The organism is Bacillus sp. LH1, from assembly GCF_057924895.1.
This window is the reverse complement of the sequence record NZ_CM175007.1, coordinates 2,730,236-2,743,569: the sequence shown is the minus strand read 5'-3', so window position 1 is coordinate 2,743,569 and position 13,334 is coordinate 2,730,236. Positions and strand designations below refer to the sequence as shown.

The 13,334-nt window shown below is 36.3% G+C and carries 14 protein-coding genes; 9 read left to right on the top strand and 5 right to left on the bottom strand.

Annotated features, from left to right (window positions below; genetic code table 11):
- Window positions 1-79 precede the first annotated feature (79 nt).
- Entirely contained in the window at window positions 80-844 is a 765-nt protein-coding gene (locus ACX9TM_RS14230; protein WP_000447231.1) for a DUF1836 domain-containing protein, read from the bottom strand.
- A gap of 258 nt (window positions 845-1,102) precedes the next feature.
- On the opposite strand from ACX9TM_RS14230, the gene ACX9TM_RS14225 reads away from it, so the two are divergent.
- On the top strand, window positions 1,103-1,552 hold the full coding sequence (locus ACX9TM_RS14225; protein ID WP_000914478.1) for a hypothetical protein: 450 nt from the start codon (window positions 1,103-1,105) through the stop codon (window positions 1,550-1,552).
- On the top strand, window positions 1,540-1,848 hold the full coding sequence (locus ACX9TM_RS14220) for a YxcD family protein (protein WP_000447747.1): 309 nt from the start codon (window positions 1,540-1,542) through the stop codon (window positions 1,846-1,848). Before ACX9TM_RS14225 ends, ACX9TM_RS14220 begins: the two co-directional genes overlap by 13 nt.
- A gap of 24 nt (window positions 1,849-1,872) precedes the next feature.
- Here the strand turns inward: ACX9TM_RS14220 and ACX9TM_RS14215 are convergent, their stop codons facing one another.
- From ACX9TM_RS14215 to ACX9TM_RS14200, 4 genes are all read right to left on the bottom strand, one after another.
- A complete protein-coding gene (locus ACX9TM_RS14215) occupies window positions 1,873-3,108 on the bottom strand; it encodes an NAD(P)/FAD-dependent oxidoreductase (RefSeq protein ID WP_001286092.1) in 1,236 nt (411 codons plus the stop codon).
- Window positions 3,105-3,437 (bottom strand): (2Fe-2S)-binding protein, encoded by a 333-nt coding sequence (locus tag ACX9TM_RS14210; RefSeq protein ID WP_000087064.1) that lies wholly within the window; start codon window positions 3,435-3,437, stop codon window positions 3,105-3,107. Before ACX9TM_RS14210 ends, ACX9TM_RS14215 begins: the two co-directional genes overlap by 4 nt.
- Window positions 3,434-3,706: a (2Fe-2S)-binding protein gene (locus ACX9TM_RS14205; RefSeq protein WP_000182617.1), complete on the bottom strand. Its 273-nt coding sequence runs from the start codon at window positions 3,704-3,706 to the stop codon at window positions 3,434-3,436. Before ACX9TM_RS14205 ends, ACX9TM_RS14210 begins: the two co-directional genes overlap by 4 nt.
- Window positions 3,707-3,814: 108 nt before the next feature.
- Complete coding sequence (locus ACX9TM_RS14200) at window positions 3,815-5,476, bottom strand: sigma-54 interaction domain-containing protein (protein ID WP_000885732.1); 1,662 nt, start codon at window positions 5,474-5,476, stop codon at window positions 3,815-3,817.
- Between the two features lie 180 nt (window positions 5,477-5,656).
- On the opposite strand from ACX9TM_RS14200, the gene ACX9TM_RS14195 reads away from it, so the two are divergent.
- The 7 genes from ACX9TM_RS14195 to ACX9TM_RS14165 all read left to right on the top strand — a co-directional run bounded on the left by ACX9TM_RS14195 (window position 5,657) and on the right by ACX9TM_RS14165 (window position 13,311).
- Complete coding sequence (locus tag ACX9TM_RS14195; protein WP_001215236.1) at window positions 5,657-6,832, top strand: NAD(P)/FAD-dependent oxidoreductase; 1,176 nt, start codon at window positions 5,657-5,659, stop codon at window positions 6,830-6,832.
- Window positions 6,829-7,866 carry a proline racemase family protein gene (locus ACX9TM_RS14190; protein WP_000842048.1) on the top strand — a complete coding sequence of 346 codons (1,038 nt, stop codon included), beginning with the start codon at window positions 6,829-6,831 and terminating at the stop codon, window positions 7,864-7,866. The genes ACX9TM_RS14195 and ACX9TM_RS14190 overlap by 4 nt, the downstream gene beginning before the upstream one ends.
- Window positions 7,863-8,804, top strand: a complete 942-nt coding sequence (locus ACX9TM_RS14185; protein ID WP_001025560.1) for a proline racemase family protein — start codon at window positions 7,863-7,865, stop codon at window positions 8,802-8,804. The genes ACX9TM_RS14190 and ACX9TM_RS14185 overlap by 4 nt, the downstream gene beginning before the upstream one ends.
- A gap of 22 nt (window positions 8,805-8,826) precedes the next feature.
- The gene (dapA, locus tag ACX9TM_RS14180) at window positions 8,827-9,723 is read left to right on the top strand and encodes a 4-hydroxy-tetrahydrodipicolinate synthase (RefSeq protein WP_001169456.1); all 897 of its coding nucleotides are present in this window, start codon (window positions 8,827-8,829) and stop codon (window positions 9,721-9,723) included.
- Between the two features lie 17 nt (window positions 9,724-9,740).
- A complete protein-coding gene (locus ACX9TM_RS14175) occupies window positions 9,741-11,225 on the top strand; it encodes an aldehyde dehydrogenase family protein (protein ID WP_000920973.1) in 1,485 nt (494 codons plus the stop codon).
- Window positions 11,226-11,355: 130 nt separating this feature from the next.
- Window positions 11,356-12,846 (top strand): alanine/glycine:cation symporter family protein, encoded by a 1,491-nt coding sequence (locus ACX9TM_RS14170; RefSeq protein WP_000429526.1) that lies wholly within the window; start codon window positions 11,356-11,358, stop codon window positions 12,844-12,846.
- Window positions 12,847-12,918: 72 nt separating this feature from the next.
- Complete coding sequence (locus ACX9TM_RS14165; protein WP_001999958.1) at window positions 12,919-13,311, top strand: carboxymuconolactone decarboxylase family protein; 393 nt, start codon at window positions 12,919-12,921, stop codon at window positions 13,309-13,311.
- Window positions 13,312-13,334 lie beyond the last annotated feature (23 nt).

Below are 13,334 nucleotides of genomic sequence, written 5' to 3'. Positions count from 1 at the left end.
TAAAATGATTTTTGTATTTTATATTGATTGAAAACAAGCATCCCCCTGTACTACGTATATGACGGGGGATGCTTGTTTTTTAAGGCTTCACATCTAAGTTCTGTAAAAATAAAGTTGCTGTTACGTAACGTTTTGCTAACATTTGTACATATGCGGTATGTACAGAAAGGGTCGCAATAATAATAGCGTTACGAATTGCTTCGCGTTGTTCGTTATTAATTTGATCGAACTTGCTTGCGATTTTATCAGCTTTTTCTTTTACGATGTTTTCAATTGTATGAACGGTATCTGTTGCATTTAATTGTAAGCAATTCCCTTGATTGAGTTCTTCAAATAGAGAAGAGTATGCTACATATAAATGAACAGGATTGATTAAATCATCACTTCGATCGGCTGGGTCATTTACAATAAGGCGTAATAGCTTACGAATGGATTCAAAATCAAGTGCTGTTTTTAAATCTTCGACAATAAATAGTAAGGCTGCTTGTTCAATTGAATATTTTTTCCCCTTTTGAGGAGAGCCAATCATTTCTTTTATATCTCGTTTCACCCAGTTTTGCATAGCAGTTACAGAGAAACTTGTGTTTTCAATCTGATTGCCAAGCGCAACTATTTCATTTAAAGAAAAACCGACATCAGTATCGTCAATTTTAATTAGCTTTTCAAAAATAGGTGAAAGTGCGGTAGTAATAAAAGCTGTAACGCTTTGTCCGCTTTCAATATCTTTTTTATGTGACTTTGCCCAAGCTTCTTGTAAAATACCGAGAGGCTTTTTCGTATTCCATCCTCTTAGTGATAGAAGAAGGGTAGCCATTTCGTTTCGTGTGAGATGAAATGTTTCCATCTTTTCACCTCCAAAATAATAAAAAGTTCTTATGAACTTATAATATGTTTTGTTTCATTTAAAGTCAATTCTGTTTTGCTTAATTTTTCCTTTGTCACCAAACTGTCGGAAGTAAATAATACTTGCATATTTCGACAAAAGTTCATATAATAAGTTCATAAGAACCTTTAAAATGTTCTTAAAAACAAATCTATCATTCTGAATTTACTAGAAAGATAGATTTCACATATATCTATATAAAAGGAGAATGGATATAATATGTTGAAAAAACTTGTAGCAGTAATGACAGCATTCATGGTTATCTTTGGGGCTAGCAGCTTTATGTTCGTAGATCATGCGGCAGCGAAAAGTTACAAATCTGGTAAAAAATCATTTACACCAAGTTCAGGTCAAAAGTCAAAAGTTGATTTAAACAAAAAAGACTCAAATGTAAATTCTCAAAAAACGACTCCAGATTCAAAAACGAAAGCAACAAATACAGCACCAAAAAGTAATAAAGGAAGCTTTATGAAAGGTTTATTACTAGGTGGTCTTGGTGGTTTACTAATGGGTAGCTTATTTGCAAATATGGGAGCTCTTGGTTCTGTATTAGCGTTTATGGTAAATATGTTAGTAATGGCTGGTATCGTAATGTTAGCGGTTCGTGCATTTAAATACTTCAAAGACCAACGTAAGAAGAAGGCAGATGAAGTAGCATGGAAACAATAAAAATTTCTGAACAAGAGCTTATAAATGCGCTTTGTATATATATCGCTGAAAAAAGACAAGTGGGTCCAGAAGAAGTATTAGTTGAACTTATGTATGATGATGACTACGGTTTCTCTGCGGAAGTAGAGGTAAATGGTCGCCAGCAAATTTTAATTCAAGCAAACTTAATCGAAGCTTTACGCTTATTGCTTGACAGAGAATATAATGTCAATCCATTCGCAGCGAGATTGCAACTTGAATTAGATGATGAAGAAGGAATTTACGCATTAGCGAAATTTAATAACTCAGATGAGTAGAGAAAAGAGCTGTTGAGAATAATCTCAGCAGCTCTTTTTAGTATGTGCATATGTAGAAGAATAATCACGCCAAATTTCATTCATTTTTCGTCTACCGATATCTACCATCGGATTAAACTGAATTGCAGCTTTCTGACGAACAAAGTGAACGTTTTGCATGGCGTGAGATAATTGTTGGTCGACTATATCACGTTTTTTACTTGCATATTTTGCGATAGATAGACCTGCAACTGTTCCTTGCGCCATCGCAATTTTTCCGCTTTCAATGCCTGTAATATTGCCAGCTACAAATAAACCAGGAAGAGGAGTTTCCATTGTTTCGGAATGGAGAGGAACGTGTCCGCCTAATTCTGAAATGTAATGGAAGGGACAACCGGCTACAGCTGCAAGTTCGGCAAGTGGGTATAATCCCCCGGCAATACATACAAAATCTGCTTCATATATTTTCTCTGTTCCATTAATAACATTTCCTTTAGAGTCAATATTAGCAATACGTACACCTTCAACTTGATCTGTTCCGATAATTTCAAGAGCTGCTTTCCGAAGGTGAAGTGGCGTTCCGTTTATTTTCATTCCGTTGTTTGGATAGAATGTTAATCCAGCTTTTCGAATCCAATCAAATTTCATAAAGTGGCTACCTATTCGCAAGAAAGCAGAAGGAGCGAGGTGAGCTGCATTTAAAAGAGAGTTTAAAACTTCTTCAGGTTCACCAGCTTTTTGACTTAACTCGCTTTTCTCAGGGAGTACAATATGATCCACTGTAATTCCCGCTAATTGCAATTCACTTAAAATGGCGAAAGACAAAATGTTAGCACCAATAATAATTCCTTTTTTTCCAACTTGCACGCGATGAACATTTGTCATAACTTGAGCTGCTCCAATTGACATCACTCCTGGAAGTGTCCAGCCAGGAAGGGGAATAGAATATTCCGCAGCTCCAGTAGCAAGTAGTACGAAAGGTGCTTCTAACGTACCGATATTAGTATGTACAAACCAATTGTTTTCATCTCTATCTAAATTATAGACCGAAACACCGCACCTGATATGTACTGAAAGTGATTCTGCTTCTTCATGAAGTCGCTTCGATTCTTCTATTCCGTTCCACCATTCTCCAGTAGGCTCTTGATGCAACTGTCCTAACAATCTCCCGCCCGGCTTCATAAATTCATCAATAACGAGCACTTTTAGTCCGAAACGAGCACAAGAGATAGAAGCAGATAATCCCGCTGGCCCTGCACCTATAATAATTACATCACTCATCGCTTTTTCACCATCTCTCTCACGATATTCGGATGCTGTTTCCCGCTTTCAACAATCATGTTTTCTTCTACAACAGTTAAGCATGCGCGTACATTTGTTTGATTATTTACTGTCACGCGGCATTCGGAACAGTGCCCGATATTACAATAAATACCTCGCGGTGTTCCGCTATCTTCATGAACTCTTAATGTTCGTATTCCATTTGCTAACAGGGCAGCAGCTATCGTTTCATGTTCATATGCTTCGTATTGATGACCGTTAAATTGAAAGGTAATACGCTCACTACTTTGTAAAGTACCTAAAATAGGGTGATGTGTAATTCTACTCATTTACTTTCACCTACTGATCCAAAAGTAACTGCACGTATTGGTGGTTGATATTTTAACGGTAGTTCATTAAGATTTACGTCAGGATTCGCATTTTCAATCATTCGATCTATCATTATTCTGCATGTGCGCCCACCGCAAAATCCCATGCCAGCACGTGTTCTTAGTTTTAATTCTCTTGCCGAGCAGTTATATTCAGCAATTGTCGATTGAAGTTGCCCATATGTAACCTCTTCACAACGACAAACGATTAAGTTGTTTTTATTTGTCATGTGTATTCCTCCTCTAGTTCGATTTTCACAAATTATATAAGCAAAAATCATGCCAATATAGAGAGGAGGTGGCTACCTGTAAACGCCTGATTGGTGCATAATGATTCTTTATTGAAGTCCAAGTTTCTTTAAACGGTTATATAAAGTAGCCCTTGTTACGCCAAGTTGTTTTGCGCATTCTAATTTATTCCCATTTAAAATTCGTAAAGCCCTTTCAATAACTTTTTTCTCATGCTCATCCATCTCTTCTTGTAAAGAAAGGATTGTATTATTGTTGCTGAGTAATAGGGAATGAGCTGTATGGTTGTCTAAAGTTTCAGTCGTATGAAATGGTAGATATTCTTGTTTTATAATTCCGTCTGTTGCGAATACCACAAGCCGTTCAACAACGTTTCGAAGTTCGCGAATATTACCTGGCCAATTGTAATGAAGCAGTTCATGCATAATGCTTGAAGGTAGGTCACGAATTGGTCGGTTATAGTTGATTGAAAAATCATTTAAGAAAGAATAAGTTAATTCAATAATATCCTCGCGTCTTTCGCGCAGCGGTGGAATATGCAAGCTAACTACATTTAAGCGGTAATATAAATCTTCTCGGAAAGTTCCTTTTCTCATTTCTTCTTGTAAATCACGATTTGTAGCAGCGATAATGCGGAAATCAATATTAATTTCTTTTTCACCACCAACTCGGTAATACTTTCGCTCTTGCAGTACACGTAACAGTTTTACTTGCATATCAAGTGGCATTTCACCTATTTCATCAAGAAATAAAGTACCGCCTTGCGCGAGTTCAATTTTCCCTTTTTTTCCTTTACTATTTGCTCCAGAAAACGCCCCACGCTCGTAACCAAATAATTCACTTTCAAATAACGCTTCTGGAATTGCCCCGCAGTTAATCGAAATGAAAGGCGCCTTCGCTGCCTCACTTGCTTCATGAATTGCTTTCGCAAATACTTCTTTTCCAACTCCGCTTTCCCCAAGTATTAAAACAGTTGATTTTACCGAACAAACTTTTCTAGCTAATTGTATCGTTCTTTGTATAACAGGACTTTTCCCATTCATCGCAAGGAATGGATCGGATTCATCTTTATACTTTGCCACTTCTTGTTCTAAACGGTGCATTTCATGTGACATATTAAATAGTTTTTCATTTAAAGCGACTTGATTTGTAACATCTGTTTCTGAAACGACTGCTCCTATAATTTCATCATTACAATAAACTGGATTTGAATTAATTAATACGAATAAATCGGGACGAGGCTGATGGAACTGAGCGACTATGCTTTTTCCATCATGTAAAGATTGTAAAATTTCCAAGTCTTTATAATCAAAAAAACGAGTAATCGGTTGCCCAATAATCTCATTATGATTGACTGAAAATATTTTTTCAGCGCCATCTGTCCAAGTTCGAACGTATTCTTTACTATCAATGACTGTAACAGAAGAGTCAGTTGTTTGTATTACAGTGTCATAAAATGACTGTAGTTCATTGTAGGACTTATAAAGAAATGGAATCATTTGCTGAGAAGTTATACAGCATAGCGGCTCATCGTTTTCGTTAAGGATGATAACAGCTAATTCATAAGAAAAAGCGTCAATTAATGCAGTGAATGAGTCATCTACATAAATAATTGCGCAATTATATTCTTCTGTAGTAGAAGGGAGATAATAAAACCTTTCGTTTATTTTCTTAATGCGATCAAGGCTACATGTATGATTGATTAAAGCGCTTTCCAAAAATTCTTGTATAGTCGGAAATGAAAATGCCATAATGTCCTCCTGTTATGTATAAAAATTTTGACAGTGATAAAAAAATAATACACCTATTTACTATAAATTTAAAATATTTTTACAAATAAAAATATTATTTATAAAAATTGTATATGTACAGAATTGGCACGTCAATTGCATAAAAGAAAGTGAGAGGTTTAGGGAAAGGAGGAGTATAGTGTGAGGCACTGCGACGTTTTAATTATAGGTGGTGGAATAATAGGGTGTTCTATCGCTTATTACACTTCAAAATACGGAAGAGACGTAACAATCATTGAAAAAGGAGAATTTGTCAGCGGGACGTCTTCACGGTGTGATGGGAATATTTTGGCCATTGATAAAGACCCAGGGTTTGATAGTCAAATGTCTTTAGTAAGTCAAAAATTAGTAACTGATTTAAGTGAAGAATTAGAGCATGCATTTGAATATAGGGCACCAGGAAGTATTCTCGTATGTGAGTCAGACGAAGAGATGGAAGCTGCGCAGCAATGGGTAAATCGGCAAAAAGAAGCTGGATTACCGTTTCGAATGCTTGATAGGCAAGATATAAGAGAAGAGTCGCCTTTTTTTGCTGATGATTTATTAGGCGGTTTAGAATGTGCGACGGATTCAACTGTGAATCCATATCTCCTTGCATTCTCGCTTCTGTCAGAGGCACAAAAGTTTGGCGCAAAAGCTTTTAAACAGACCGAAGTAAAGAGTATAAACATAGATACGAATGGTTCATTTGTTGTAGAAACTACGAATGGAACTTTTACAGCACAACAAGTTGTAAATGCAGCGGGTGTGTGGGCTCCTAAGATTGGTCAGATGTTAAATGTAAATATACCAATTGAACCGAGAAAAGGGCATATTATTGTAGCATCAAGACAACAACACGTAGGGTGCCGTAAAGTAATGGAATTCGGTTATTTAATTTCTAAATTTGGCGGAAAACGAAAAGTAGATGCTTTAACTGAAAAATACGGGGTTGCGCTCGTATTTGAGCCTACTGAAAGTCAAAATTTCTTAATTGGAAGTAGCCGTGAATTTGTAGGGTTTCATACGAGAATAAACAATGAAGTCATTAAATGTATTGCAAATAGAGCGATTCGCTTTTATCCGAAAATGGCAGATATGATGGTAATTCGTTCTTACGCTGGTTTACGTCCGTGGACAGAAGATCATTTACCGATTATTTCACGAGTGGAACATATTCCAAATTATTTCATTGCCGCTGGGCATGAAGGGGATGGGATTAGTCTTGCAGCAGTTACTGGGAAAGTAATTGAAGAGTTATTAAATGAAAAAGAGACAATTATTCCTATTGAACCACTTCGTTTGAGTCGTTTTACAGAAAGGGTGTTAAACGGATGAAGTCACAAAGAGTCTTTACGACAATTGATACACATACGGGTGGGAATCCAACGAGGACATTAATTAGTGGACTTCCAAAGTTGATTGGAGAGACGATGGCAGAGAAGATGTTACATATGAAAAAGGAGTATGATTGGATTCGAAAATTGTTAATGAATGAACCGCGTGGTCATGATGTAATGTCAGGGGCATTATTAACAGACCCGTGTCATCCTGAGGCTGATATAGGTGTTATATACATAGAGACAGGTGGATATTTACCGATGTGTGGTCACGATACAATCGGTGTATGTACAGCGTTAGTTGAATCAGGTTTAATTCCGGTAGTTGAACCAATTACTTCTTTAAAACTAGATACACCGGCTGGCTTAGTTGAAGTAGATATTGCTGTTCAAGATGGAAAAGCAAAAGAAGTATCTTTCTGTAACATACCAGCTTTTTTATTAAAAAATATTACTGTACAAGTGAAAGACATTGGAACTATAGAAGCTGATATTGCGTATGGAGGGAATTTTTATGCCATTATTGATGCGAAATCAGTAGATCTAGAATTAGTACCAGAAAATGCATCTACAATCATCGATAAGGCGATTCATATAAGAAACACAATTAATGAGAAGTTTGAAATCACTCATCCAGAGTATTCGTTTATAAGAGGATTAACACATGTTGAATTTTATACAGATCCTACTCATGAATGTGCGCATGTGAAAAATACAGTTGTTGTACCACCAGGCGGAATAGATCGATCTCCATGCGGTACAGGAACATCTGCGAAGCTAGCTGTATTATACGCTCAGAAAGAAATCGAAATTGGTGAAGAGTTCATTCATGAGAGTATCGTTGGTTCTTTATTTAAAGGATATGTCATGAATACGACACATGTTGAAAATATTGAAGCTGTCATAACGAAAATTACGGGATCAGCTTGGCTTATGGGTATGCATAGATTTTTTTACAATGAAATGGATCCACTTAAAGAAGGATTTTTGCTAATTCCGCCGATGGAACATGAAACGGAGGATATAAAATGAACATTCAAAAAATGTATACAGCAGTAGACGTACATGTAAATGGCGAGGCATTTCGTGTAATGAAAGACGTACCATGCAAATACTACTACAGTTTGGAGCAATTAAATGAACAATTTTCAGGTGAATTAGCAGAAGAGATGAAGCTTTTATTAAATGAACCACGTGGTTTTATCGGTTTGAATGGGTGTATTGTCGTTCCATCTATCCATAATGAAGTGGATGCAGCTGTATTATTTTTTAATCATGAAGGTTCGATTCCGCTTCATTATGGAGGCATTGTTGCAGTAATAACGATGTTACTCGAAAGTGGGTATTTAAAAAAGAGAGAGTCCAATCAATACAAAATTGAAACGTTATCTGGAATATTTTTAGTTCATGCGTATGTAGAGAATGATGAAGTTATATCGGTTTCGTTTGAAAGCAAACTATGCTATTTGATTGAGGAAAATTTACAGGTTGGTAATGTAAGTTATTCTCTCATACAAGCAGATAAAGTATATGCAGTTGTAGAAAAAGGTGCGTATTCGCCAGAAATTCGTGTTGAAAACATTTCAGAATTGAAAAGATGGGGAGAAGCTACACTGCAGGCTATACAAAAACAGTCGCTAATAAAAAGGCTTATTTTAGTAGATCCTTCGCAAAAAGAAAAGAACCATATAAAGTCGATTACATTTCATGAAGATAACTTTATCGTACGTTCGCCAGGTTTTGTTTCTACTATCGTTTCCTATGTTCATGCGTTATTTAAAAATGATTATATGGCGGATAAACCTTTTAAAAATGAAAGTATATTTAATAGTTTTATAACTGTGGAAAAAGTGAAGAAGGAGGAACTAGGATACATTTTCCGTTTTGAAAGTAGAGGATTTATTACAGGAATGCAGACGTTTCTATTAGACCCTACGGATCCATTTCCGGCAGGTTTCTTATTAAAATAAAATGTGATAAGGAGAGATAAATATGCAAAAAATTAAAGGGGCATTTCCAGTATTAATAACACCGATGGATGAATTTCAGGAAATTAATTGGGATGGGGTAAAACAAAATGTAAATTACTTTATCGAACAAAAGGTTGCAGGTGTCATCATTAATGGAAGTACAGGAGAGTTTGTAAGTTTATCAAAAGAAGAACGATTTAAAATGGTAGAAACCGTGTTGAAAGAAATTGATGGCCGTATTCCAGTCATTGTTGGAACTGCAGCAGAGACGACGAAAGAAACAATTGAATATACGAAACATGCAGAAGCGCACGGAGCGGATTGTGCATTAATTATAAACTCTTACTATTGTAAACCGAAGGAAGAGGAGATTTATTTTCATTTTAAAGAAATCTCAAATTCTGTAAATATACCAATTATGCTATACAATAACCCATTTACTTCTGGTGTTGATATGAGTACAAAGCTAATGCTCCGTATTGGAAAAGAGTGTGAAAATGTTACACATATTAAAGAATCTAGCGGAGATATTCGAAAAGCGAGAGATTTAGTAAGACAAAGTGAAGGGGCTTTCCAAGTCTTCTGTGGTTCTGAAGATTTAGTTATGGAATCATATTTAGTTGGTGCTTCGGGATGGGTTTCAGTAGCAGGAAATATCGTTCCCGGTCTCGTTACAAAAATGTATGAGCATTTTCAAAATGGTGAATTAGAAAAGGCGTGGGAAATAAACGATGCTATTTTACCACTTTGCGAGTTTCTTGAAGGATCAGGGAAATATGTTCAAATCGTTAAACGTTCCATGGAATTACATGGGCAAGCGGGAGGACCTTCTCGCTATCCAAGACTAGGATTAACTGTTGACGAAGATCAAAAGCTTCAAACGATTTTATCAAATATTGCAGCTCATGTAGCTGTTTAAATAAGGAGGAGAACATAATGTTAAAGACAAATATTGAGCTGAAACCAAAAGTGGAAGCGTTTTTAAATGAAGAAATTAAAATGTTTATTAATGGCGAATTTGTTGCTGCTATTGGGGGAAAGACGTTTGAAACGTATAATCCAGCTACAGAAGATGTTCTAGCTGTCGTATGTGAAGCGCAAGAAGAGGATATTGATGCTGCAGTAAAAGCGGCAAGATCTGCATTTGAATCCGGTCCGTGGGCAGAAATGACTACTGCTGAAAGAGCGCATCTTATTTATAAATTAGCAGATTTAATTGAAGAACATAGAGAAGAATTAGCGCAACTAGAAGCTTTAGATAATGGAAAGCCATATCAAGTAGCACTTGATGATGATATTTCAGCAACTGTAGAAAATTATCGTTATTACGCAGGATGGGCTACAAAAATTATTGGGCAAACAATCCCAATTTCAAAAGATTACTTAAATTACACGAGACATGAACCTGTAGGTGTTGTAGGTCAGATTATTCCGTGGAATTTTCCGCTCGTTATGTCTTCTTGGAAAATGGGAGCTGCACTGGCGACAGGTTGTACGATCGTATTAAAGCCAGCAGAGCAAACGCCTTTATCTTTACTATATACAGCAAAACTTTTTAAAGAGGCTGGATTTCCAAACGGTGTTGTAAACTTTGTACCAGGCTTTGGTCCTGAAGCAGGAGCAGCAATTGTAAATCATCATGACATTGATAAAGTTGCTTTTACAGGATCTACTGTTACAGGAAAGTATATTATGCGTCAGTCTGCAGAAATGATTAAGCATGTAACGTTAGAGCTTGGCGGCAAATCACCAAATATCATTTTAGAAGATGCGGACTTGGAAGAAGCAATTAATGGTGCATTCCAAGGTATTATGTATAATCACGGTCAAAATTGTAGCGCAGGATCACGTGTATTTGTTCATCGTAAACATTATGAAACTGTAGTAGATGCACTTGTGAAAATGGCGAACAACGTAAAACTTGGAGCAGGTATGGAGAAAGGAACGGAAATGGGTCCACTCGTATCTAAGAAACAACAAGAGCGTGTGTTACATTACATTGAGCAAGGGAAGAAAGAAGGCGCTACAGTTGCGGCTGGTGGTGAACGTGCACTTGAAAAGGGTTATTTCGTTAAGCCAACTGTATTCACAGATGTTACAGACGATATGACAATCGTTAAGGAAGAAATATTTGGACCAGTTGTTGTTGTTCTGCCATTTGATTCGACAGAAGAAGTAATTGAACGAGCGAACAACTCATCCTATGGCCTTGCTGCGGGTGTATGGACGCAAAATATCAAAACGGGTCATCAAGTGGCAAATAAATTAAAAGCAGGAACAGTGTGGATTAATGATTATAACTTAGAAAATGCAGCTGCACCATTTGGTGGATACAAACAATCTGGTATTGGCCGCGAATTAGGTTCATATGCGCTTGATAATTATACAGAAGTGAAAAGTGTTTGGGTAAATATAAAGTAATAGGGTGTTTTACTGACAAAAATTGAGGGATGAAATAATGAAAGATGCGGACAACTAGAAAGTTTGATAATAGTTGTCCGTTTTCTTATATACAAAATTGCTTTTCCAAAGAATGATAAGGGGGATTTGGATGGAGAATTTAGTAGAATGGTTAGTAGGGCAAGTGTGGAGTATCGGTTTAGTTGTTTTTGCATTAGGGGCAGGCGTATATTTCACGATTGCAACACGTTTTTTGCAAATTCGTTATTTTAAAGAGATGATTAAACTATTATTTGAAGGAAAGAGTTCCGAGACGGGAATATCATCTTTTCAGGCATTTTGTTTAGCCTTATCAGGAAGAGTTGGAATTGGTAATATTGCAGGGGTAGCGACAGCGATCGCTTTCGGCGGGCCTGGAGCTGTATTTTGGATGTGGGTAATGGCTTTGTTAGGGGCAGCGAGCGCGTTTGTAGAATCAACATTATCTCAAGTATACAAAAGTAAAGTAGGGAATGAATATCGCGGCGGTACTCCATATTTCATTGAGAGAGGTTTAAAAATGAAATGGTTTGCAGTCATTGTAGCGGTAGTTGTAACACTTTCATATGGCGTGTTATTACCAGGTATTCAATCTAGTAGTATCGCAGTTGGATTCGAAAACTCTAATGGTATTAGCAAATATATAACTGGTATATTTTTAGTCGTGTTACTAGCAGCAATTATTTTTGGTGGTGTAAAGAGAATTGCCGGTGTTTCTCAAATGCTTGTGCCATTTATGGCAATTGGTTATGTAATTGTTACATGTATCATATTAATTGCGAATGTAACGGAGATTCCAAGTATGTTTGCTTTAATTTTCTCTAGTGCATTTGGTGTAAATGAAATGTTTGGTGGAATTGTTGGTGCAGCTATTGCATGGGGCGTAAAACGCGCTGTATTTTCAAACGTTGCTGGTGTCGGAGAAGCGACGTATAGTTCGGCGGCTGCTGAAGTATCGCATCCTGCAAAACAAGGATTAGTTCAAGCGTTTTCCGTATATATCGATACAATTGTCGTATGTACAGCGACAGCTCTTATGATTTTAATAACAGGTATGTATAATGTTATACCTGAAGGGAAAACCGCTATTGTACAAAATATAGGAAATGTGGAAGCTGGTCCAATTTATACACAACAAGCAGTTGAAACTGTGATAACAGGGTTTGGTCCAATATTTATTTCAATTGCGATTTTCTTTTTTGCATTTACAACGTTACTCGCTTATTACTATATCGCTGAAACGACACTTACTTATTTAGATCGTCAATTGAAGTATGGCTGGTTAAAACCAGTTTTAAAATTTGGATTTTTAATTATGGTTTACATCGGTAGTGTTGAATCAGCGTCGCTTTTATGGAATCTCGGAGATTTAGGAATCGGTAGTATGGCATGGTTAAACTTAATCGCGATTCTATTATTAAGTAAAATCGCATTAAAAGTGTTAAAAGACTATGAAAGGCAGAAAAAAGAAGGGAAAGATCCAGTATTTAATCCTAAAAATGTGGAGATTGAAGGATTAACATTTTGGGAAGAAAGAAGTAAAGAGGTTGAAAGAAAAAGTTCTAGAGAAAAAGTTATTGTAGATGATAATTTAAAATTATAACGTAAATTAACTGAAAATTCTTAATTTAAAAGAAGGTATATTGCCTCCATTTCATCACATACTACAATAGGTATGGATAATATGACTGGAGGGAATAAGATGGAACATGAGCAACATAGTTCGATAAATGATATTCTACATCATTATAAAGAAGGTATAGGTAGTTTTACAAATCAAATTCCTGAAATCGCTGAGACATATAATGCGTTCACGCAAGCTTGTTTTCAAGAGGGTGCTTTAACAAAAAGAGAAAAGCAACTTATTGCATTAGGAATTAGTTTAGCAACGCAAGATGAGTATTGTACAATTTATCATACAAAAGGTTGTCTTGATCAAGGATGTTCAGATAAAGAGATTCTGGAAGCATGTGGTGTTTCAGCAGCATTTGCTGGCGGAGCTGCGATGAGTCAAGCGGTAACTTTAGTGCAAGAGTGTTTAACAGAACTGAAAAATCAAAAGCATTGAATAAAAAACGTTTTAAACTTTAT

Excerpts from the sequence above, each read along its gene's own strand:
- ACX9TM_RS14230 (WP_000447231.1), bottom strand. The coding sequence starts at position 844 with ATGGAAACATTTCATCTCACACGAAACGAAATGGCTACCCTTCTTCTA.
- ACX9TM_RS14225 (WP_000914478.1), top strand. The coding sequence starts at position 1,103 with ATGTTGAAAAAACTTGTAGCAGTAATGACAGCATTCATGGTTATCTTT.
- ACX9TM_RS14220 (WP_000447747.1), top strand. The coding sequence starts at position 1,540 with ATGGAAACAATAAAAATTTCTGAACAAGAGCTTATAAATGCGCTTTGT.
- ACX9TM_RS14215 (WP_001286092.1), bottom strand. The coding sequence starts at position 3,108 with ATGAGTGATGTAATTATTATAGGTGCAGGGCCAGCGGGATTATCTGCT.
- ACX9TM_RS14210 (WP_000087064.1), bottom strand. The coding sequence starts at position 3,437 with ATGAGTAGAATTACACATCACCCTATTTTAGGTACTTTACAAAGTAGT.
- ACX9TM_RS14205 (WP_000182617.1), bottom strand. The coding sequence starts at position 3,706 with ATGACAAATAAAAACAACTTAATCGTTTGTCGTTGTGAAGAGGTTACA.
- ACX9TM_RS14200 (WP_000885732.1), bottom strand. The coding sequence starts at position 5,476 with ATGGCATTTTCATTTCCGACTATACAAGAATTTTTGGAAAGCGCTTTA.
- ACX9TM_RS14190 (WP_000842048.1), top strand. The coding sequence starts at position 6,829 with ATGAAGTCACAAAGAGTCTTTACGACAATTGATACACATACGGGTGGG.
- ACX9TM_RS14185 (WP_001025560.1), top strand. The coding sequence starts at position 7,863 with ATGAACATTCAAAAAATGTATACAGCAGTAGACGTACATGTAAATGGC.
- dapA (WP_001169456.1), top strand. The coding sequence starts at position 8,827 with ATGCAAAAAATTAAAGGGGCATTTCCAGTATTAATAACACCGATGGAT.
- ACX9TM_RS14175 (WP_000920973.1), top strand. The coding sequence starts at position 9,741 with ATGTTAAAGACAAATATTGAGCTGAAACCAAAAGTGGAAGCGTTTTTA.
- ACX9TM_RS14170 (WP_000429526.1), top strand. The coding sequence starts at position 11,356 with ATGGAGAATTTAGTAGAATGGTTAGTAGGGCAAGTGTGGAGTATCGGT.
- ACX9TM_RS14165 (WP_001999958.1), top strand. The coding sequence starts at position 12,919 with ATGGATAATATGACTGGAGGGAATAAGATGGAACATGAGCAACATAGT.